The organism is Burkholderia cepacia ATCC 25416 (genome assembly GCF_001411495.1).
GTDB lineage: Bacteria > Pseudomonadota > Gammaproteobacteria > Burkholderiales > Burkholderiaceae > Burkholderia > Burkholderia cepacia.
In genome coordinates this window covers 526,201-546,929 of sequence record NZ_CP012982.1, presented here as the reverse complement: position 1 = coordinate 546,929, position 20,729 = coordinate 526,201, and the positions used below count along the sequence as shown (strand labels likewise).

Annotated in this window: 13 protein-coding genes, 1 tRNA gene and 1 pseudogene; 7 read left to right on the top strand and 8 right to left on the bottom strand. The window is 66.2% G+C overall.

The genetic code is table 11. The annotated features are described in order from the left end of the window. Positions 1-17: 17 nt before the first annotated feature. From rpoD to APZ15_RS19820, 3 genes are all read left to right on the top strand, one after another. Positions 18-2,438: an RNA polymerase sigma factor RpoD gene (rpoD, locus tag APZ15_RS19830; protein ID WP_027791084.1), complete on the top strand. Its 2,421-nt coding sequence runs from the start codon at positions 18-20 to the stop codon at positions 2,436-2,438. 129 nt (positions 2,439-2,567) lie between these two features. Continuing rightward, positions 2,568-2,643: transfer RNA gene (locus tag APZ15_RS19825), tRNA-Ile, on the top strand. A gap of 253 nt (positions 2,644-2,896) precedes the next feature. Next, on the top strand, positions 2,897-4,447 hold the full coding sequence (locus APZ15_RS19820) for a phospholipase D family protein (RefSeq protein ID WP_027791085.1): 1,551 nt from the start codon (positions 2,897-2,899) through the stop codon (positions 4,445-4,447). Positions 4,448-4,469: 22 nt separating this feature from the next. On the opposite strand, the gene pdxR is transcribed toward APZ15_RS19820, so the two are convergent. Continuing rightward, complete coding sequence (gene pdxR, locus APZ15_RS19815) at positions 4,470-5,936, bottom strand: MocR-like pyridoxine biosynthesis transcription factor PdxR (protein WP_027791086.1); 1,467 nt, start codon at positions 5,934-5,936, stop codon at positions 4,470-4,472. Positions 5,937-6,251: 315 nt separating this feature from the next. On the opposite strand from pdxR, the gene APZ15_RS19810 reads away from it, so the two are divergent. Then, positions 6,252-6,902, top strand: coding sequence for a pyridoxamine 5'-phosphate oxidase family protein (locus tag APZ15_RS19810; RefSeq protein ID WP_027791087.1), 651 nt, complete (start codon positions 6,252-6,254; stop codon positions 6,900-6,902). Positions 6,903-7,266: 364 nt separating this feature from the next. Here APZ15_RS19810 and APZ15_RS19805 read toward each other — a convergent pair whose 3' ends face one another. Further along, positions 7,267-9,099, bottom strand: a complete 1,833-nt coding sequence (locus APZ15_RS19805; RefSeq protein WP_027791088.1) for a S53 family peptidase — start codon at positions 9,097-9,099, stop codon at positions 7,267-7,269. A 666-nt stretch (positions 9,100-9,765) separates the two neighbouring features. Here APZ15_RS19805 and APZ15_RS39550 point away from each other — a divergent pair. Beyond that, positions 9,766-9,885, top strand: a pseudogene (locus APZ15_RS39550) (APH(3') family aminoglycoside O-phosphotransferase); the annotation flags it as partial. Positions 9,886-9,998: 113 nt separating this feature from the next. Here the strand turns inward: APZ15_RS39550 and APZ15_RS19800 are convergent. Genes APZ15_RS19800 through APZ15_RS19790 form a run of 3 tightly spaced genes read right to left on the bottom strand, consistent with a single transcriptional unit; the run spans position 9,999 to position 14,212 of the window. Continuing rightward, the gene (locus APZ15_RS19800; RefSeq protein WP_027791089.1) at positions 9,999-11,486 is read right to left on the bottom strand and encodes an efflux transporter outer membrane subunit; all 1,488 of its coding nucleotides are present in this window, start codon (positions 11,484-11,486) and stop codon (positions 9,999-10,001) included. Positions 11,487-11,499: 13 nt separating this feature from the next. Further along, positions 11,500-13,086 carry an MDR family MFS transporter gene (locus tag APZ15_RS19795; protein WP_027791090.1) on the bottom strand — a complete coding sequence of 529 codons (1,587 nt, stop codon included), beginning with the start codon at positions 13,084-13,086 and terminating at the stop codon, positions 11,500-11,502. Further along, entirely contained in the window at positions 13,079-14,212 is a 1,134-nt protein-coding gene (locus APZ15_RS19790) for an HlyD family secretion protein (protein WP_027791091.1), read from the bottom strand. Before APZ15_RS19790 ends, APZ15_RS19795 begins: the two co-directional genes overlap by 8 nt. Before the next feature lie 92 nt (positions 14,213-14,304). Between APZ15_RS19790 and APZ15_RS19785 the strand changes: the two genes are divergently transcribed. Continuing rightward, positions 14,305-15,144, top strand: coding sequence for a CerR family C-terminal domain-containing protein (locus APZ15_RS19785; RefSeq protein ID WP_027791092.1), 840 nt, complete (start codon positions 14,305-14,307; stop codon positions 15,142-15,144). 27 nt (positions 15,145-15,171) lie between these two features. Here the strand turns inward: APZ15_RS19785 and APZ15_RS19780 are convergent, their stop codons facing one another. Next, complete coding sequence (locus APZ15_RS19780) at positions 15,172-17,628, bottom strand: mechanosensitive ion channel family protein (protein ID WP_034196030.1); 2,457 nt, start codon at positions 17,626-17,628, stop codon at positions 15,172-15,174. Between the two features lie 281 nt (positions 17,629-17,909). Further along, positions 17,910-18,869: an LLM class oxidoreductase gene (locus APZ15_RS19775; protein WP_027791093.1), complete on the bottom strand. Its 960-nt coding sequence runs from the start codon at positions 18,867-18,869 to the stop codon at positions 17,910-17,912. Positions 18,870-19,077: 208 nt separating this feature from the next. Between APZ15_RS19775 and APZ15_RS19770 the strand changes: the two genes are divergently transcribed. Next, the gene (locus APZ15_RS19770; RefSeq protein WP_049097331.1) at positions 19,078-19,476 is read left to right on the top strand and encodes a lysozyme inhibitor LprI family protein; all 399 of its coding nucleotides are present in this window, start codon (positions 19,078-19,080) and stop codon (positions 19,474-19,476) included. Between the two features lie 21 nt (positions 19,477-19,497). On the opposite strand, the gene APZ15_RS19765 is transcribed toward APZ15_RS19770, so the two are convergent. Further along, positions 19,498-20,229 (bottom strand): GNAT family N-acetyltransferase, encoded by a 732-nt coding sequence (locus APZ15_RS19765; protein ID WP_027791094.1) that lies wholly within the window; start codon positions 20,227-20,229, stop codon positions 19,498-19,500. Positions 20,230-20,729: the final 500 nt, after the last annotated feature.

Genomic DNA, 20,729 nt, shown 5'->3' with positions numbered 1-20,729 from the left:
CAGAGGCGAGAATCGCGATGGCAAAGACGACAGGCGGAAAGAAAGCAACAGGCAAGGGCTCGACGGAGCCGACCAAGAAGGTCACAGCGGCCAAGTCTGCTTCTTCCACCAGGACAACGTCTTCAGCCACGTCAGCCCCAGCAGGAAAAAAAACCGCGGCCGGCACTGCTCAGGCTGCGCCGGCGCCGGCAGCCAGAACACGGGCTGCCGCCAGACCCGACTCCGGGCCGGCCAAGCCGGCGGCGAAGCGGGCAAGTGCGAAAAGCGCAAGGGACACGACTGCCGCCGCGGACGAAACGGCAGTACGTACTACTCATGCACCCACGGTTCAACCGGCTGTCGTCCAGCAGCCGCGAGTCGATATAGCCGGTACGGCGAACTCCATGACCAAAAAGCTGAACGAAGTATCCGTCGAAGACGACGCAAATCAGAGCGACGAGCAGCCCGCAGCAGCAGCGGCTGCACCGGGCAAATCCAAGGTGCGCGACCGTCGCGCCAAGGAAAAGGCGCTGCTGAAGGAAGCGTTCGCGACGAGCACGCCGGGTACGGCCGAGGAGCTCGAAGAGCGCCGCGTGAAGCTGCGCGCGCTGATCAAGCTCGGCAAGGAGCGCGGCTTCCTCACGTACGCCGAAATCAACGACCACCTGCCGGACAACTTCACCGAGACCGAAGCCCTCGAAGGCATCATCGGCACGTTCAACGACATGGGCGTGGCGGTCTACGAGCAGGCGCCGGACGCGGAAACGCTGCTCCTGAACGACAACGCGCCCGCCGCGTCGTCGGACGATGAAGTCGAAGAGGAAGCGGAAGTCGCGCTGTCCACCGTCGATTCGGAATTCGGCCGCACGACCGATCCGGTCCGGATGTACATGCGCGAAATGGGCACGGTCGAGCTGCTCACGCGCGAAGGCGAAATCGAGATCGCGAAGCGGATCGAGGACGGCCTGCGCCACATGGTGATGGCCATCTCCGCGTGCCCGACGACGATCGCCGACATCCTCGCGATGGCCGAACGCGTCGCGAACGAAGAGATCCGTGTCGACGAGCTCGTCGACGGCCTGCTCGATCCGAATGCTTCGGACTCCGCCGATACCGACGGCTTCTCCGCGAAGGAAGCGGAAGCCATCGAGAACGAGGACGAGGAAGCCGAAGAGGAAGAGGAAGAAGAGGAAGAGGAGGAAGATGACGGTGCCGCACAGGCATCGGCCAACGCCGCCCAGCTCGAAGCCCTCAAGCGTGCGTCGCTCGAGAAGTTCTCGCAGATCAGCGAGTGGTTCGACAAGATGCGCCGCGCGTTCGAAAAGGAAGGCTACAAGTCGAAGGCCTACCTGAAGGCGCAGGAAACGATCCAGACCGAACTGATGACGATCCGCTTCACCGCGCGTACCGTCGAACGCCTGTGCGACACGCTGCGTGCGCAGGTGGACGAAGTGCGCCAGGTCGAACGCCAGATCCTGCATATCGTCGTCGACAAGTGCGGCATGCCGCGTTCGGAATTCATCGCGCGCTTCCCGGGCAGCGAAACCGACCTCGACTGGGCCGAGAAGATCATGGCCGAAGGCCATTCGTACAGCGCGGTGCTGTCGCGTAACGTTCCGGCGATCCGCGAACAGCAGCAGCGCCTGCTCGACCTGCAGGCGCGTGTCGTGCTGCCGCTGAAGGACCTGAAGGAAACCAACCGCCAGATGGCGGCCGGCGAACTGAAGGCGCGCCAGGCGAAGCGTGAAATGACCGAGGCCAACCTGCGTCTCGTGATCTCGATCGCGAAGAAGTACACGAACCGCGGCCTGCAGTTCCTCGACCTGATCCAGGAAGGCAACATCGGCCTGATGAAGGCGGTCGACAAGTTCGAATACCGTCGCGGCTACAAGTTCTCGACCTATGCGACGTGGTGGATCCGCCAGGCCATCACGCGCTCGATCGCGGACCAGGCGCGCACGATCCGTATTCCGGTTCACATGATCGAGACGATCAACAAGATGAACCGCATCTCGCGGCAGATCCTGCAGGAAACCGGTCTCGAGCCGGATCCGGCAACGCTCGCCGAGAAGATGGAGATGCCGGAAGACAAGATCCGCAAGATCATGAAGATCGCGAAGGAGCCGATCTCGATGGAAACGCCGATCGGTGACGACGACGATTCCCATCTCGGCGACTTCATCGAGGACACCAACACGGTCGCGCCGGCGGATGCCGCGCTGCATGCGAGCATGCGCGACGTCGTGAAGGACGTGCTCGATTCGCTGACGCCGCGCGAGGCGAAGGTGCTGCGGATGCGCTTCGGTATCGAGATGAGCACCGATCACACGCTCGAGGAAGTCGGCAAGCAGTTCGACGTCACGCGTGAACGGATCCGTCAGATCGAGGCCAAGGCGCTGCGCAAGCTGCGTCACCCGAGCCGTTCCGACAAGCTGAAGTCGTTCCTCGAAGGGAACTGATTTCCAGCGTCTCTCCTGCGAACGCCGCCGGTATCCGCGTGATGCCGGTGGCGTTTGTCCCCTTTGTTGTTACAATGCCGGCCCGGCTTCTTTGCCGGGGCAGCGTGTGACACGCTTCGATTCTTTTCAGGGCTTGTAGCTCAGCGGTTAGAGCAGTCGACTCATAATCGATTGGTCGCGGGTTCGAACCCCGCCGGGCCCACCAGATTTCATGCGCGCGCTCGCGCCGCATGCCGAAAACCCGCGATGGCTTCATGCGTCGCGGGTTTTTCTTTGTATGGACGCGTGCCGCGATCGGGAAAGTACCAAGAGGGTGCCGCGCCGCTGTCAATCGAAGTATGCTGTAGCGCGGCCGTTCCACACGCGACACCAGGTACGGCCGAACGAAAACCAGGCAGCCCCGCGATCCATCCGGCGGCGAGAACAAACAGACTTCGGCCGGGAGCGGGACGGCAATCATGACCATGCTGCGTTCGTGGGGTGCGATTCTTTCGTTGCTGGCGCTCGTCGCATGCGCGAGCCTGCCGCCGCAGGCCGATCGCGCGCCGATGCACGCGTACACCGATACGGACAACACGCGGCTGGGCGTAGCGTTCCGGCAGCAAGCCAGCGCCCATCCCGGGCAGGACGCGTTTCACCTGCTGACCGATCCGGTCGACGCGCTGGATGCGCGTGTGTTGCTTGCCGATCACGCGGACCGGTCGCTCGACCTTCAGTACTACATCTGGCACGACGACCTGACCGGGCACGAACTGGCCGATGCGATCATTCGCGCGGCGGATCGCGGCGTCCGCGTCCGTGCGCTGCTCGACGATCTCGGCACGAACGCGGACGACCTCAAGCTGCTCGAGATCAGTTCGCACCCGAACATCGAGATCCGGCTGTTCAATCCGGTCGCCACGCGGCGGTTCAAGAAGATCGGCACGGTGTTCGAGTTCGCGCGCGTCAACCGGCGCATGCACAACAAGGCGATGATCGCGGACAACCAGGCGGCGATCATCGGCGGCCGCAATATCGGCGACGAGTATTTCGGCGCATCGTCGATGCTGGAGTTCGGCGATCTCGATGTCGTCGTCCATGGCCCGGTCGTGAAGGACATCTCGACCGAATTCGACACGTTCTGGAATTCCCCGTACGCGTATCCGATCAGCGCACTGGTCGGGCACGAGGCGGCACCGGGCGGGCTGGACCGCGAGCGCGAACGGTTGCGCGACTACCTGAGGGCCATGGAGGACAATCCGTACGTGCTCGAGGCCAGGCAGCGACTCGACCGGATCGTTCACGGGCAGGGCACGGAACTGTCGTGGGGCCGCGCAACGGTGCTGTACGACGATCCGTCGAAGATCGCGCACGCGCCGAAGGACAGCGACGGGCATTTGATGCCGCAATTGCGGGCGCTCGCGTTGCAGCCCGAACATGACCTGCTGATCGTGTCGCCGTATTTCGTGCCGGGCAAGGATGTCGTCGAGCGGCTGCGCGCGCTCACGGCGCGCGGCGTGCGCGTCACGGTGCTGACCAACTCGCTCGCGTCGACCGACGTGGCGGCCGTGCATGCGGGCTACCGGCATTACCGGAGCGATCTCGTGGCAGCCGGCGTGCGGCTTTACGAACGGCGGCCGTCGGGCGACAAGAGCATCTCGAAGCAGGTCATCATCGGATCGTCGCGTGCGTCGCTGCATGCGAAGACCTACGTGTTCGACCACAAGAGCATTTTCATCGGATCGATGAATCTCGATCCGCGTTCGCTGAACCTCAATACGGAGATCGGCGTTTACTGCGAGAGCCCGGCGATTGCGTCGCAGGTGGCGAACGATCTGGAAGCGCGGCTCGATCGAATCGCGTGGCGCGTCGAGCCGAGGACCGATACGGCGGGCACGGGGCAGCTCAAGTGGATTCAGACCGATTCGGACGGGAAGGTCACCGAGCTCGATCACGAACCGGAAGTGTCGGCCGGGCGGCGGATGGAAGTCTGGTTTCTCGGGCTGTTTCCGCTGGAATCGCAACTGTGAGCGAGGACGCCGCGCGTGACGTTCAGCCGCGCGTGCGGCCCTGCGCGTCGATGACCGCAGCGAGCTGCATCGTCGCGGTCTCGATCGTCGCATCGCTCAGCCCGGAGTATCCCAGCACGAAGCCGTTGTACGGCCGGCCGTCGCCGACCCGGTAGCTGCTCAGCGGCTGAAGCAGCAGGCCACGCGCGGCTGCGGCGCGGGCGACGTCGGTATCGCGCAGCGGGAGCGCGAGGTCCGCCGACAGATGCATGCCGCCCGGGCTTTCCCGAACGCACAGCGCGGTGCCGAGGTGGCGGGCGAGTGCCGTTTCCAGGTTGTTCCGCCGCTCGGCATACAGCGTCCTCATCCTGCGCAGGTGCCGTGCAAAGAGGCCGGTGTCGATGAACTCGGCCATCGCGAGTTGATCGGCCGAGTGGCCGCGATGAACGAGTTCGCGCAGCGTCCGGGTGAAGCGTTCGACCAGAACCGGCGGAACCACCATGAAGCCGAGCCGAAGGGCGGGAAACATCGTCTTGCTGAAGGTGCCGAGATAGCAGACCGGTGCGTCGGCATGCAGGCCCTGGATCGCGGGCAGCGGCTCGCCGTCGTGGCGGAACTCGCTGTCGTAGTCGTCCTCGATGATCCACGCGCCGCACGCACGTGCGTGCTCGACGAGCGCCGCTCGTCGCCGGGGGCTCATCAGCGCGCCGAGCGGGTATTGATGCGATGGCGTCGTATAGATCAGCCGGGGTGGCCGGGTGCGCCACTGTTCGTCGGTGGGCGCCATTCCTTCGCGGTCGACCTCGATCGGCACGATATCGAGGCCGGTCGAGCGGAATGCGGTACGGGCGCCGTTGTAGCAGGGGTTCTCGAGCCAGCCGGGTTCGCCGGGATTCGCCAGCATGCGCGCGCACAGTTCGAGGCTGCCTTGCGTGCCGTCGGTGATGAATACCTGGCCTGTTTCGCAGCGCACGCCTCGCGAGACGCGGATGTAGGCCGCCACGGCACGCCGCAATTCGGGCAGCCCTTCGACCGGACCGTATGCGAGCTGCGCGGGTTTGATGACTTTCCATGCGCGCTCGATGCAACGGCGCCATTGGGCAACCGGGAATTCATCGAGCGACGGAAGACCGGGGACGAACGGCAGCATGCGTTCGGGTTCGGGATCGGCGTTCTCCAGCCCGTGCACGCGCTCGGACAAGCGAACCGTGGCCGGCCCGCTCTCGAGCCCGGTGCTCGAACAGCCGCATCCGTCCCAGCGCGTGATCGTACCGTTGCGCGTGGCCGCCACGAAGCCTTCCTCGGCAAGTCGCTCGTACGCATAGACGGCCGAATTGCGCGCGATGCCCAATTCCGCCGCGAGCACGCGGGTCGACACGAGCCGTGTGCCGGACGGGATGTGCCCGTCCAGCAGCATGTTGCGCAGGCTCCGGTAGAGGGCCTCCTGCTGGCTGTGGCGCGTCGTGCCCTCCTGTCTGGAAAGCGATGAGAGGAGCAGCGCGAGATCCATGGGCTGGTTCCAGAATTTTTCGGTGAGCTGGTTCTTTTGAAGATTCGGCGCGCGTCGTATCGTTCACGTTCTCGCGGTGCAGGCGCGGTGCGCGGGGTCTCCCGGCGATCGTCCCCGATTGCGGCACGCGCGTATTTTGATCGATTTGAAGCGCGGCTGTCGATGGGCCGATCGACCGGTTTTGCAGGCTTGGAAGCTGCATGCGTTCAATTCGATTAAATTCGCAGTGCAAATATATTCCGGGCAGATCGTTGAGCCTTGCCGGAACGCGGGCCGCTCGATGTGCGCAAGGGCGTGCGAACAGGAAAACGAAACATGAAAGATCAGACCGTCATCGCTTCCACACCCCGCACCACCATTCGCCGCCTGCCGGAATTGGCGAATCGCGATCGCACGATGCTTCATCGCATCGTGGACGAAGCGTACGTCTGCCACATCGCGTTCGCTGCAGGCGAGAACACGCACTGTATCCCGACCGCGCACTGGAGACGGGGCGATGACCTCTATATTCACGGGTCCAACGGTAGCCGGATGATCAAGGCGCTGTCGGCGGGCGCGCCGGCCTCCGTCGCGATTACGTTGCTGGACGGGCTCGTGCTGGCCAGGTCGGCCTTCAACCATTCGATGAATTATCGATCCGCGGTGATCTACGGGCGGTTCGACGTCGTGGAGGGCCGTGACGACAAGCTGGCGGCGCTGGATGCGTTGATGGACAAGATCGCACCAGGTCGCAAGCATGACGCGCGGCCCGGCAACGAGAAGGAAATCAATGCGACCAGCGTGCTGCGGATTGCCCTTGCGGAAGCGGCGGTGAAAGTCAGCGATTCGCTGCCGTCCGACAAGGATGAAGATCTTGCGCTTGCTGTCTGGACGGGGATCCTGCCGCTGAAGACGACGCGCGGCGCACCGGTTCATGCCGACGGCAACATGCCGGTGCCGGACTACGTCCGGAACTGGGCCGAGTGAGTTGTGCGGCAAGGCCGTGCGGCTTCGTGGAAGACGGCGGGGTACGGCGTTTGAGTCGTGCTCGCGTCGCATGGCGGCACGACGCGCGTTTCGTCGGCAGGCAGCGCGAATACCGCGCTGCCGTGACGGGGTGCGTTTCACTCGGTGCGATGCTCATGCTCGGGTAATGAACATGAAAGTTGCGCACGCAACTATTTAAAGGTCTGCTGGTGCGTCGTCGTGCCAGATGCTGCCCCGCGAGACTACGCAGAACGCAAAATAACCCGCGACGGCCTGGCAGCCCTCGCGGGTTATTTGAACGACCACATCCGGTTCCAGACGTGCGCTCAGGAGCGTACGCGGAACCGGGGCAGTCATCGGTCCATCAGCGCGCGAAATCCGGCGTGCTCTGGATGAACGCGTTCAGCTTCGAGATGTTCACGCTGCCGAAGCCCGTCGTTGCGTCCCAGCCGGCCTTCGCCTTGTAGCCGTAGGTGCCGCTGCCGTTGTTGCCGGACGTGACATCGTGCAGCAGCGCCGCGTTGCTCGGGAAGTACTTGTAGAGGCTCGACGCGGGGAACCCGAGCGCATTGTTGTTCGCGGACTGCAGCCGCGCCCAGATGCCCGTGAAGATCGGCGCGGCGAGGCTCGTGCCGCCTTCGTTGTTCAGGTAGCCCGAGCCCCACAGCGTGTCGGACGTCTGGCCGTTCACGACGAGAATCGCGCCGGTGCGCAGGTCGGCATCGAAGCCGACGTCGGGCAGTGCGCGCTTGGTCGATCCCGTGAGGCTCGACGATTGCCACGACGGCGCCGCTTCGTACTTGCTGTACCCGCCGCCTGTCGACCACACGGTGCCCGGCTGCCAGCTCGGATCGTTCCAGACGATCTCGCTGTTGTAAGCGTTGGTCGACGTATTGGTGAACAGCGTCGTGCCGCCCACTGCGATCACGTACGGCGACGTTGCCGGCTCGCTCACCGTGTAGGTCGAGCGCGACGGCGTGCCACCCGCGCATTCGTATGCACCGTGGTCGCCGGCGGATACCGAGAAGGTTTGCCCCTGCGCGATCGCCTGCTTGAAGATGGTGTCGTCGGTTGCCTGCGAGCCGGTGCTGTTCGCGGACGATTCGCACACGCCGAGCGACACGTTGATTACCTTCGCGACGTTGTCGGTCACGGCCTTGTTGTATGCGGCGGTGATCGCCGTGAGCGTCATTGACGGTGCGACGTAGAACACGACCTGCTTCACGCTGCCGCCGGCCGCGCCGACGATCGACTGGCTGTCGAGGTTCCATTCGACGGTGCCGTCGGTGTCGGTGTACGAGCTGCCGGATGGGCCCGTCTTCACGATGCTGCTGCTGATCGTGCCGAGGCTGTTGTTTGCGGCGAACGTGTTGAGGTCGCTCACCGTCTGCGACAGGTCGCCCTCGGAGATGATGCCGACGGTGGTTTGCGAGGCCGTCGGCGTACCGTTGCCGCCGTAGATCGACGAGAACTCGGTCGGGTTGTGCGGCACCGCCGATGCGCCGGCCGGAATCGTCAGGTTGCTGGTGTTGCCTTGCGGCTTGCTGCCCGCGCCCGTGTGCATCAGTTCGACGTTCTGCAGGCCCAGCACCGCGCCCACGACGCCGCCGATCGCGTTCGGCACTTGCGCGGCGTCGGTATTCGCATAGACGCTGCGGCCGTTGCGCGTGAAGCGCTTGAGCGTCGTGCGGAACGCGGACTTGATGGTCGCCGCGGTGCCGGACGCGGATACCAGCAGGCGGTTCGGTGCGACCACGATGTTCACGAAGCCTTCCTTGCGCAGGTGCGCGACGACCGAGGCGACCTGCTGGTCGGTCGGCGCATATTGCGCGGCAAACTGCGCCGGCGTGAGGAACTGCCGGTAGTGCGGCGAGCCGGGCGTATGCAGGTCGTGCAGGTATTGGTCGAGCTGTGCTTCGTTGCGCAGGTTCAGCCCGAGCACGATGTCCACCGATTCGCCGGGTGCCATCTCGATGGCTGCCGTGGCAGCGGCGGCCGTGCTTGCGGCAGGCGCGCTGGCCGTACCGGCTTCGTTCTGCTGCACGAGCGGCAGGAAGCCCTTGGTGCGCGTTTCCGTCCAGCCGGCCGCGGGCGCGGCGTGGACGGTCGCGATGCCGAACGATGCGGCTGCCGCGGCGGCGAAGGCGAGCTTGATGAAGCGATTGTGCTTTTGATTCTTGTCTGCAACCTGATTCATTTGAATTACCCCTCCGGTTGAACATCGAACGGCACGAACAACAACGGTCGACAGCGGCGCGGATCATGCACCGCCGATTTCTGTCGCATGCGTGCGGATGGCGCGGACGCGACAGGGCCTTTCGCCCGATCCGGACAGGTGTTTTTTCCCGGGGGCGAAATTCTGTAAATGCGGTAGCGAGAGGGCTGCGTCGCGATACGGCGCAGTCGCGCGGACTGGGCGCGAGCGGGATTGCTAGAGCAACAGTTTCGTTGTCCTGCTCATTTGATTCGATCCTTCGGCCCGCTGCCGGATGGCAGTCGTCCAATGAAATGCATCGGGATGTTGCATGGCCGGCGCGCGAACGATACGGCCGGCGGCTGGCACTTCGGTGCGGCGGAAGCGAAAAAAACGTGGAGCGGAAGCGATTGCGCAGTGAGCAATTTGTCAGATTGCTTGCATCGGACGGTATCAAGAACGAAAGCGGGGTGTCAAACTTTTTTTGGTTATATGAAACAAATTTAAAGCGAATAAATGCAATGTTTTTGAAAATTTTGGCAGTAATTTGTAATATTCGACGCCAACGAAGAAAGTAATGCTGAATGCGGTTCGCCGATCGTTTCCGGTTCGATGCGTAATTGGCGCGACTGCCCGATCGTGTTCGAGGCGCAACTCGAATCGCCGGTGCGAGATATCGAAGCCGATCTCGGCAGTGAATGGGTCGCGCCTTTCTTCGACCGGTACGGAGTCGGGCAGCCCGATCCGGGCCGGATCGCTTTCTACCGGCTGCTCGACGAGTTTTTCTGATTCATCGGGTGGTCACGGGCGGCGCGCGAAACGTTTTTCTGTCCCGCGCATCGCTGTTGTCGATGTGTTGCAGCCGCGACAAACCCGGCCGCACGGCACCGCTCGACTCACCGTCAACCCGCGCCCGCCTGCCACCCGAGCCCGAGGCTCTTCTGCACCGACACGTAGTCCTTGATCAGTTCGGCCTGCCCGGCGATCACGTTCTGCTGCGCGGAAAGTGCTTCGCGTTGCGTATCGAGCAGGTCGATCATCGATGCGACGCCCGCGCGATAGCGTTCATCCATCAGCGATCGCGAATGCACGGCGGAGGTTTGAACCCTGGTGAGCGCAACGACGTGCTCGCGCTGGTGTCCGTAGCGCTGCAATGCCGTGTTGGCATCCTGCAACGCACCGAGCACCGCCTTCTGATAGTTCGCTTCCGCTTCGTCGCGCGATGCTTCGGCCGCGCGCACCGCGCCACGCGTGCGCCCGAAGTCGAGAATGTTCCATTGCAGATACGGCGCGCCGACCCACGTGAAGTTCTGCTTGCGGAGCAGGTGGCCCGGGTCCGCCGCGCTGAAGCCGAGATCGCCGAGCAGCGTCACCTTCGGGAAGTAATCGGCGACATGCTCGCCGATCTGCGCATTGCTCGATGCGAGCCGGCGCTCGGCCGCGCGAATGTCGGGGCGCTGTTTCAGCAGCGTGGCCGGATCGCCGATCGCGACGCTGCCGGGCAGCGTCGGCAGCGGCGCGGCCGGTGTCGTCAGCGCCGCGTCGAGCGCACCCGGCGCGCGCCCCGTCAGGATCGCGAGCCGGTCGAGCGATTCCGTCACCTGCGCGTCGAGCGGGATCAGCGAGGCTCGCGTGTTCTCGACCTGTGTCGTCAGGCGTTCGATGTCGGCATCGGCCGCGACGCCGCGCGCGCGGCGCTGCTGCGTGAGTTCAAGCATCTTCTGCTGCAACTCGGCGGTGCGTCGCGACAGCGCAAGCCGCTGCTGCTGGTCGCGGAGGTCGACGTACGCGTTCGCGACTTCTGCCGCGATCGACACCTGCGTGTCGGCGAGATCGGCGTCGACTGCTTCCGCTTGAGCGGACGCGGCTTCGACCGCCCGGCGCGTGCCGCCGAACAGGTCGATTTCCCAGGTTGCGTCGAAGCCTGCCGAATAGAGCTGCAGCGGACCCGAGCCGCCCAGCGACGGCGATGCACCGCCTGACTGGTTCGAGCCGTTCGACGGCAGCAGCGAACCGAGCGCGCTGACGTCCGGCTCGCGCATGCGGACGGCGGCGACGGTGGCGGACGATTTCGGCAACTGCGCCGCGCGCTGTTGCGAGAGCTGCGCGCGCGATGCGCGCAAGCGTGCCTGCGCAGCGTGCAGATCGGGGTTGTACGCGAGCGCCGCAGTGATCAGGTCGTCGAGCTGGCGATCGTCGAGCGCGTGCCACCACGCGCTTGGCGCGGGTGCGGCGGTGTCGACACCGGAGGCCGGCGCGCGCACGAAGACCGGCGCATCCGGTGCGGCGGGCGCGCCGCGGTAGTCGGGGCCGACCGTGCAGCCGGCGAGCAGGCACGCGGCCGCACACAGCGTGAGCACGGGGCGGCGGGGCAGGGAGAAGGGTTTCATCGCGTAAGACGGTTCAGTGGCCGGACGACATCGGCTGCGGCCCGCGCGGCGTTCTCAGCAGCAGCGCGAGCGGCACGCAGGCGAGCAGTGCAAGGCCCAGCAGATAGAAGGTTTCGGAATAGGTCATCACGACGGCCTGGACCTGGATCTGCTGCGCCAGCTGTCCGAGCGCGCGCATGTTCGAATACGCGAGATCGCCGGTGTGTGCGAACCAGTTGGCCGCGTAGGCCGACAGCCGGTCCTGCCCGATCAGCGAGTTCGCCGTCACCGATTCGCGCAGCGCGGCCGTGTGGAAGGTCGTGCGCCGGTCGATCACGGTGCCGATGATCGCGAGCCCGATCGAGCCGCCGAGGTTGCGTGCCATGTTGTAGAGCCCGGCTGCATCGCCGGAGTCTTCGCGTGCGACGGCCGCCATCGATGCCTGGTTGAGCGGCATCATCGCGAGCATCTGCGCGACGCCGCGAATCAGTTGCGACCAGACGAAGTCGTGGCCGACGCTCTGCGCGGTCAGGCTGATGTCGAGCATGCAGCTCAGGCAGAACAGCAGCAGCCCGGAGATCACGAGGATGCGGAAATCGACCTTGCCGAGCAGGCGCGGCAGGATCGGCATCACGAGAAAGGCCGGCAGCCCCGACAGCAGCATGATTGCGCCCGCCTGTTCCGCGTTGTAGCCGGCGACGATCGCGAGGAACTGCGGCAGCAGGTAGGACACGCCGTACAGGCCGGCACCGACCGCGGACACGATCACGATCACGCTTGCGTAGCGCGGATTGCGCATCAGCGACAGCCGCACGATCGGCCGCTTCGCGAAGCGTTGCGACAGCGCGATCAGGATCATCCCGGCGAGCGACACCAGGCTCAATGTGACGATCATCTGCGATTCGAACCAGCGTTCGCGCTGGCCTTCCTCGAGCACGACGGTGAGCGAGCTCAGCCCGATCGCGAGGCCGGCGATCCCGAGCCAGTCCGCGTTGAAGAACGTGCTCCATTGCGGACGATCGGACGGCAGCCCGAACCATAGCAGCCCCATCAACAGCAGGCACACCGGCAGGTTCAGGAAAAAGCACCAGCTCCAGTTCACGTTTTCCGCGAGCCAGCCGCCGAGCACCGGGCCGAACAGCGGCCCGAGCAGCACGATCAGGCCGAACAGCGTCATGCCGACCGGCAACTGCGACAGCGGCAGCCGCGTGCGGATGATGGTCTGCGCGGTCGGGATCAGCGCGCCACCGGTGAAGCCCTGGCCGATCCGGCCGGCGATCATCATCGGCAGCGAATGCGACCAGCCGCACATCATCGAGAACGCGATGAACAGCGCGGAGTTCGTCAGCAGGAAATTGCGCAGCCCGAACACGCGCGTGAGCCACGCGGCGAGTGGGATCATCACAATCTCCGACATCAGGTAGCCGGTCGAGATCCACGTGCCTTCGGTGCCGGTTGCGCCGATTTCACCCTGGATCTGCGGCAACGCGGAATTCGTGATCGAGATGTCGAGCGTCGCCATCAGCGCGCCGAGCGCGCCGGCCGCGACCGCGATCCAGTCGGTCACGCTCGCGCGGCCTTCGTGCGGCGGCACGGGCATCGTGGCGGACGGTTCAGCCATGATGCGTCTCGTCGCGGGCCGAGCGCGTATCGACGTCGACCGTCACCGACAGCCCCGGCAGCAGCATGCGCTGCGCGCGGGCGTTCGCGGCGAGGCGGATGCGTACCGGCACGCGCTGGACGATCTTCGTGAAGTTGCCGGTCGCATTCTCGGGCGGCAGGAGGGCGAACTGCGCGCCGGTGCCGGGTGCGAAGCTGTCGACGACGCCGGACAGCGCACCGTCCGGCAAGGCGTCGACATGCAGTTCGACCGGCTGGCCGATACGCATGTTGCCGATCTGCGTTTCCTTGAAGTTCGCGACGAGGTAGATCGAATCGACGGGCACCACGGTCAGCAGGCGCGTGCCGGGCTGCACGTATTGACCGACGCGCACCGTGCGATCGCCGACGCGGCCGGCGAGGGTGCTGCGCACGATCGTGTTGTCGAGGTCGAGCTGCGCCTGTGCGGCACTGGCCTGCGCGGCTTCGAGCTGCGCGCGTGCCTGCTGGAGCTGGGCGGTGAACGACGCGATCTGCGTGCGTGCGGCCGCGATCGACGCATTGTTCGCGGCGAGCGTCGCGACCGCCTGATCGCGCGTGCTCTTCAGGTCTGCCACGCGTTCGTGCGTCTCCGCACCGGTCGCCGCGAGCGGCGCATAACGCGCGTATTCGTCGCCGGCGTGCTGCGCATTGATCCGCGACACCTTCGCCTGCGCGTCGGCCTGTTCGAGATTCGCACGCTGCTGGCTGATGTCGGCCTCGGCGCGTGCGATATCCGCGCGGCGTGCATCGACGGTCGCAAGCGATTGCGCGAGCGCAACCTGGTACTGGCGGACGTCGAGTCGCACGAGCGGATCGCCGGCCTTCACGGCCTGGTTGTCGCGGACATACACATCGGTCACGTAGCCGGCGACCTTCGGCGCGGCAGTCATGCTGTCCGCCTGCAGGTACGCGTCGTTGGTACTTTCGATGAAACGGCCGACCGTCCACCAGCGGCCGAGCCAGACGGTGCCGCCGATCGCCGCGAGCACGGCGACGACGAGCAGGATGCGCCGTTTCGATCCGTTGCCGGATTTGCTTCCGTTTCGCGGTGTTGTTCCGTTTTCCTGACGATCTGCTTGCTGTGGCGGGTCTTGCGGCGTCGACATTCCGGTGTCCAATTTATTCCAAGTGGAAGAATTATTCCAGTTGATAAAATTGTGTCAAGTAGAATATCGATCGATCGAATGACGGGGAAGGCATGAACGAAGCGAAGAAGCTGCGCCGGACGTCGGCGGGCGGCTACGCCCGCGGCGACGAAACGCGCCAGCGGATCATCGAGGCGGCGATCGAACTGTTCGGCGAGCGCGGGTTCGCGGGTGCATCGACACGCGAGATCGCCGCGATGGCCGGCGTGAACGCGCCGGCGCTCCAGTACTACTTCGAGAACAAGGAGGGCGTGTACCGCGCGTGCGTCGAGGCGATCGCGGAGAATGGCAGGGAAGTGTTCGCACCGTCGGTCGGCCATGCGAGGGCGATGCTCGATGCGGACGCGGACGTCGACGTGCTGATCGACGCGTTCATCGGGCTGCTGCGCGCGCTGTCGGACCGGATGTTCACCGCGCCGAAGACGATGAACCAGCGGATGTTCTTTGCACGCGAGCAAGGCGGCCAGGAGCCGGCGAGCGCGAGCGAGATCCTGATGAAGCGCATGCGCAAGCCGCTCAACGACGTGAGCGCCGAACTGATCGGCCGTATCTCGGGCCGGCCGGCCAACGATCCCGTCACCCGATTGCGCGCGCTGAGCCTGTTCGGGCAGATCACGGTGTTCCACATCGCGCAGCGTTCGGCGCTGCAGTTGCTCGAATGGGAGGCGTTCGAGGGCGAGCGTGCGGCATTGCTGGTCGACACGATCGCCGACCAGACACGCCTGCTGCTCGAGCAATGGCATGCGCAGCGCGACGTATCGGCTGCCGATCCGGAAGCCGGCGTGAAGCGCGGGCAGGGCGCGGCGGCGAAACGTGCGGTTAAGGCGAAGGCGGGGGCATCGGCGCCCGCCGCGAAAAGCACGCGGCGCGTGAACAAGCCCGCCGCGCGTTGAGCGCGGCGCGGCATCGCCCCCGGCTGGTCAACCCGGCTTGCGCTCCGGTTCGGCGGCATGGCCGTTGCCGCTGTTGTCACCGTCGCTGCCATTGCCGCCGTTTTCGCCTTCGACGACAGGCCGCGATCCGTCCGCATAGGCGACGACGCTGCGCTGCGGATTGGCGATCCGGATGCCGCGTTCGCGGAACGTCTCCGCGATCCGCCGGTTGAATTCACGCTGCACGCTCCAGCGCGTCGCGTCCGTGCATTGCATCTGCCCGGCCAGCGCGAGTGCCGCGCCGTCGACCTGGTCGATCCCCCAGTAGCTGAAGTCCGACAGGATGCCGTCGCGGTATTTCGGATCGTCGCGCAACGCCGCGCCGATCTCCTTCAGCGTCGCGATCGCGCGATCGATATCCTCGCCGTAGGCAATACTGATCTTGACGGCGGCGTTGCCGAGCCCGCGGTTCGTGTTGTTGACGGTCGTCACCGAGCTGAACGGGATCGTGTACAGCGACCCGTCGCCCGCACGCAGCCGCACGGTGCGGATCGACAGGTACTCGACCGTACCCGACACGCCCGCGAGCGTGACCCAGTCGCCGACCTGCATCGCGTTTTCCATCAGCAGGAAGATCCCGGTGATGAAATCCTGCACGAGCTTCTGCGAGCCGAAGCCGAGCGCGACACCGAAGATGCTCGCGCCGGCAAGCAGCGGGCCGACGTTCACGCCGAGCTGGCTGAGGCCCGTCAGCACGACGACGAGCGCGATCATCACGAACAGCAGCGAGCGCAACATCGGCAGCAGCGTGCGCAGTCGCGCCGCGCGCACGAGATTGCCTTCGCGCGTCCACCGCTGCAGGCGGCGCTCGATCGCGATGTTCGCGGCTTCCCACACGAGGAGCGCGACGATGGCCGCGATCGCGATCGTCACCAGCGCCGACGCGAGCCGGTGGCCGATGGTGCCGGTTTCGAACGCGCGGAAGATCGGTACCCCCCAGATCTGCAGCAGCAACACGACGGTCACGATGCCGATCGCGCCCGACACGATCTGGCGCAGCAGCGGGTAGTAGCGGTACGCGTGCAGGTGGACGAGCGTGCGGTCTTCGTCGCGGCCCTGGAACAGCCGCGCGAGCGCGCCGAACACGACGATCGAGACCATCCGCATGCCGATCATCACGGCGATCGAGCGGCCGCCGAGCGTGATCAGCACGCGATAGCCGTTGTGGACGTCGAGCGCCCAGACGAACCACAGCGCCATCACGATGAATACCGACACGGGAGCCCACGCGTCCGCGAGCGCATTCGCGACCATCTCGAAGGACGCACGGTCGTCGCCGGCCGCGCGGATCCGCGCGGCGACCGGCTGGCGGCTCCGCAGGATCAGCGCCGATACCATCAGGTGCCCGACGAGCGCGACGGCTTTCAGCAGGGCGACATGACCGGCCTCGCTGAGCCCGAAGCTCGCGGCGATCTCGACAGCGGCCGTGCAGGCGCCGACCACGATCACGATCCGCGCGATCGAACGTTGCGCGAAATCGGCCCACGCATCGCTGATGTGCAGCAACCGCAATTGCCGCGCATCGGGCTGGAAGAACAGCCGGCTGACGATCGTGACGAGCCGGCAGATCACGTAGATGTCGATCAGCGCTTCGAGCGCGAATTCGATCGGGGTGCCCGTCTCTCCGATCGCGGACATCGTCAGGCTCGCGACGCCGACGAACACGAGCAGCGGCACGGCACGCAACGCGAGGCTGACGAGCGCGCGCGGCATCCGGTGCAGCAGCGTGGTGTGGCGGCGCGCGTGGCCTCGGCCTTGTGACGATGCGGGGGCGGTGTCAGGGGCATCGGCGGGATCGGCGGCGTCGGGTTTGGCGAGGGTGTCCGGCGGCGCGTCGTCGTCATCGGGCGAGGTGGAGTCCGGCGCGGTGCGGGGCGACGTGTCGGCACGCCGTGCGGCCACTGCGGTCAGCGCGCGTCGCAACAACCGCTTTGCCAACCATTCGACGAAGAGCGCGGGCACGAGCACGGCGACGATGATCCAGAACGCGTGCGCGAGATCCGCGCGCTCGTCGGCTCGCACCAGCCTGTCGTGCCACCAGCTTCCGACCGAGCCGACATCGAGCAGCGAGTGCAGCGACTCCTTCAGCGCGCCGCCGATTTCGGTGGCCCAGCGCGATCCCTGCCGGACGAGCATCGACGCGAGCCCGTTCGACGTGAGCGCGCCCGGGGCCGCGGCCGCCGAAGCGCCGCTGGCCGCCGCCGCATCGCTGGCAACGACCGCGGGTGCGCTCAGCGCGCCGACGGCCGCGATCGCACGCAGCGTCGTTTCGACCTGCGCGCGATCGCGGGGATTTTCGAGCACGTTGAGCGCCTGCTGAGCCTGTTGCGGCGTCAGCGCAGGCGCGGTGCCGGAAGCGGCCGACGCGGCGGCCGGGGCGGGAGCGGCCGCGTGAGCGGCCGTGACGACGGCGGCAAGCAGCCAGCCGAGGAGGATATGTCGCATGGAGTGGGCATGCGGGCGCGCATCGGCGCGCGGCCCGCCGGGCTGAACGATGGACGGGAAGTTAACATGATCGCGCCCGGAACCGAATAGTTCCGTCGACGATCATTCGAATCGGGCATGCACGACGCGGCGCGGCCGTTTGCGGCGCGTTTCCGCGGTCATGTGGCTGACGCAGGGGGGGGCGACTCGATTGTCGGCGTGTAAGGCTCGCGTAATGCCCGCTTGCGGGCAACGGCGAGCGCCGCGCGCATCGCGCCGAATTCATCCGGAATCCTGCCAAATCACGCTTCCCCGTCGTGAAAAACCGGCAGGACGTGTTCCGCGATTTCTTCGATGACGTCGCGCACGGGCCGGTCCGAGCCCGGATTCAGCGTGACGTGATGCGTGCCTGCCGCGCGCATGTTCCGCAGGATGTCGATCAATGCGCGGCGTCCGGTTGCATAGCCGAGCGGCAATGCGGTAGCCGGCGCATCGGGATCCTCGACGAGGTCGAGTCGCATCGACACGCCGAACGCGCGAAAGGCCGGCGACGCGAGCCTTTCAACCGCCGCGCGCCACATCGAATACCGTGCGTGCTGCGTGTCCGGATCGCGGTGGTACGTCATCCAGCCGATCGAGTGACGCGCGATCCAGTCGACGCTTTGCCCGCCCGAGCCGACCGCCAGCATCGGCACCGCGTCGGCGCCGCGAGGCAGCAGCGTGAAGTCGGGCGCATCGGGCGGCGCTTCGTCGGGCAGCACGCGCGATGGCACGCCGAGCGCCGCCGCGACGACGTCCCAGTGCGCGCGGTACCGGTCGCGGCGCGTTTCCGCGTCGACGCCGAACGCCGCATATTCGGGCGGCCGGTCGCCGGAGCCGAGCCCGAGGATGAAGCGTCCGCCCGACAGCGTCGCGACCGACAGCGCGCCTTTCGCGATATGCAGCGGATGACGCAGCGGCAGCACGATCGCGCCGCTGGCGAGTGCAATCCGGCGCGTGCGTGACGCCAGTGCGCCGAGCAGGACCCACGGGTCGAGGTGGCCGACCGGGTCGGGATAGTCGGCGCTGTTCAGCGGCACGTCGCGAATCCACAGCGCGCGAAAGCCGAGCGTGTCGGCCAGCGCCGCGAGTTCGAGTTGCTCGTCGAAGTCGGCAACGACATGGCCGGTGCGAAGCAGCGGCAACGTGAGGCCGATCGACAGCTGCCCGGCCGAAAAGATGCGATGCGCGACGTCGGGACGGGCAGGGGCGGGCGTGGTCATGTCGGGTCCTTGGAGGCGGGGCAAAGCGGGCGCGCGACGTTGCGTGTCCGAATGCTAGCGTGTTTGCGCGCCGGCTGCGCGGCGCGGCGCGGCACGGCATGCGCAGCGCCCGATCGGGCGTGACCGGTGACGTCGAGGTAACGGGAGCCATGCGGGCAGCGGGCCGGGCATAATCGGTGCCTTCGATCATTGAGAACGGCGAATCCGGATGAATGCGCTTCAACACGCGGTGATCGGTCTGGCGGCGAGCGCGATGCTTTTCACGGTTGCGTCCGACGCGCGCGCGGACGATGCGCAGCGTACCGTTATCTGCAAGACCGCCGAGGAAACGGGCTACACGGCCGACATCCGCAATTGCCTGCGGCTGAAATACGACGAGGCCGACCGACGGTTGAATGCCGTCTACAAGACGAAGATGGCGAGCCTGGATGCACAGGGCAAGGCGAGGTTGCGCGACGACGAGCGCCGCTGGCTCAAGGCGCGGGATGCTGCCTGCGCCGAATCGCGGCAGCCCGATGCAGGCGGTACGCTCGGGCTCGTGGAGGTTGACAGTTGCTTCGTCGGCGAAACCGAACGCCGCGTGAAGGTCATCGAGGCCTTTCGTTGAGGTGTCGCGCAGGCCCCGGCGCTATGCCACCCGCAGCGTCGTACCGCGCAGCGTGAGGCCGAGGCGCGCCGCCACGCGTTGTGACGCTCGGTTGTCGCTGGCCGTGCTGTAGAACAGCGTGCGGGTTCGAAGCGACGGCAGCCGCGACCACGCGGCGGTCACGGCCGCCGCGAGGCCGCGCCCCCGGAATGCAGGGGCCGTCGCGAGACCGAGTTCGGCACCGACTTCGGATAGCCGCGCGGCGAATGCGACCGAGGCGACTTCTCCGTCGACGACGGCCGCGCACCACGGCGCCCACAGATCGGCGGCGCCTTGAAACCCCATCGAGAACAGGCCTTCGGGCATCCCGCGCATCGACAGCGCGTGCAGCAGATGCCGGCCCGCGTCGCTGTCGCCGTCGATCAGTTCGACGTGTGCGTCGGTGTCGAAGCCGAGTGCGTGCGGCAGCGCGTAGACGAGACCGATGTTCCAGTGCGGAACGGGGGCGAGCAGCGACAGATAGCGTTCGAGATGCGCGGGCTGCGTGAAGTCCGCCGACGGCGTTTCGCTGTCGGCCAGGCGCGCCAGTTCTTCTGCTACAGGAAAAGGCACGTCGGCGCGTACGCCCGCCAGGTTGCGTTCCGCGCCTCTGCCGAGCCAGAAGCGGGGCCCGGGCGAGCAGTCGGGATCGTTCTCGCGTTCGATCCGGCGATCCGGATGCAGCCGGAACAGCGTCCGGTAGTCGATATCCAGCCAGTCGTGTGTGTCAGGCATAGGTCGGGCAGGTGGCTCCCGTCAGGTGGCGGCGGGTTGCGCGAAGCAGGCCGGGGTGGGCCCGCGCGTCCGTTCGTGCGTATGCGGCACTGTGGGGCGATTGTAAGCCGGTCGGCAATCGCGCGCGGATGCAACGACGCGACATCGGCGCGGGCCGTGCCGGCGCGGCATGACGACATCGCGGCATGCCCGGCCGACGGTCGCCGATCCGGTACGCGTTTCAGTTTCGAAACGTTCGCGCTGCTTGCCGGTGCGCGATTCGCCGCGATGGCCCCGCTTCGGCCCGCGCGGCCTTGCGGCATGAAGCATGGTGCGCTCCTTGCATATCTGTACGTGCCGTGAGCGCGGTCGCGGACGCAGTCGGTCCGGCGATCGCTTCAGTGGGTCGGACGTATCGGAGACGGGGACAAGAGAATGAAAACAGACCGAATCGCAACATGCCGTGTTGCAAACATGAATCGCCGACCTGCCTGGGTATTCGCTTCGCCGTTGATCGAGGC

What these genes read in the sequence shown, in the direction of transcription:
- rpoD (WP_027791084.1), top strand. Translation starts at nt 18, where the DNA reads ATGGCAAAGACGACAGGCGGAAAGAAAGCAACAGGCAAGGGCTCGACG.
- APZ15_RS19770 (WP_049097331.1), top strand. Translation starts at nt 19,078, where the DNA reads ATGAATGCGCTTCAACACGCGGTGATCGGTCTGGCGGCGAGCGCGATG.
- APZ15_RS19780 (WP_034196030.1), bottom strand. Translation starts at nt 17,628, where the DNA reads ATGCGACATATCCTCCTCGGCTGGCTGCTTGCCGCCGTCGTCACGGCC.
- APZ15_RS19785 (WP_027791092.1), top strand. Translation starts at nt 14,305, where the DNA reads ATGAACGAAGCGAAGAAGCTGCGCCGGACGTCGGCGGGCGGCTACGCC.
- APZ15_RS19775 (WP_027791093.1), bottom strand. Translation starts at nt 18,869, where the DNA reads ATGACCACGCCCGCCCCTGCCCGTCCCGACGTCGCGCATCGCATCTTT.
- APZ15_RS19810 (WP_027791087.1), top strand. Translation starts at nt 6,252, where the DNA reads ATGAAAGATCAGACCGTCATCGCTTCCACACCCCGCACCACCATTCGC.
- APZ15_RS19795 (WP_027791090.1), bottom strand. Translation starts at nt 13,086, where the DNA reads ATGGCTGAACCGTCCGCCACGATGCCCGTGCCGCCGCACGAAGGCCGC.
- APZ15_RS19800 (WP_027791089.1), bottom strand. Translation starts at nt 11,486, where the DNA reads ATGAAACCCTTCTCCCTGCCCCGCCGCCCCGTGCTCACGCTGTGTGCG.
- APZ15_RS19805 (WP_027791088.1), bottom strand. Translation starts at nt 9,099, where the DNA reads ATGAATCAGGTTGCAGACAAGAATCAAAAGCACAATCGCTTCATCAAG.
- APZ15_RS19820 (WP_027791085.1), top strand. Translation starts at nt 2,897, where the DNA reads ATGACCATGCTGCGTTCGTGGGGTGCGATTCTTTCGTTGCTGGCGCTC.
- APZ15_RS19790 (WP_027791091.1), bottom strand. Translation starts at nt 14,212, where the DNA reads ATGTCGACGCCGCAAGACCCGCCACAGCAAGCAGATCGTCAGGAAAAC.
- APZ15_RS19765 (WP_027791094.1), bottom strand. Translation starts at nt 20,229, where the DNA reads ATGCCTGACACACACGACTGGCTGGATATCGACTACCGGACGCTGTTC.
- pdxR (WP_027791086.1), bottom strand. Translation starts at nt 5,936, where the DNA reads ATGGATCTCGCGCTGCTCCTCTCATCGCTTTCCAGACAGGAGGGCACG.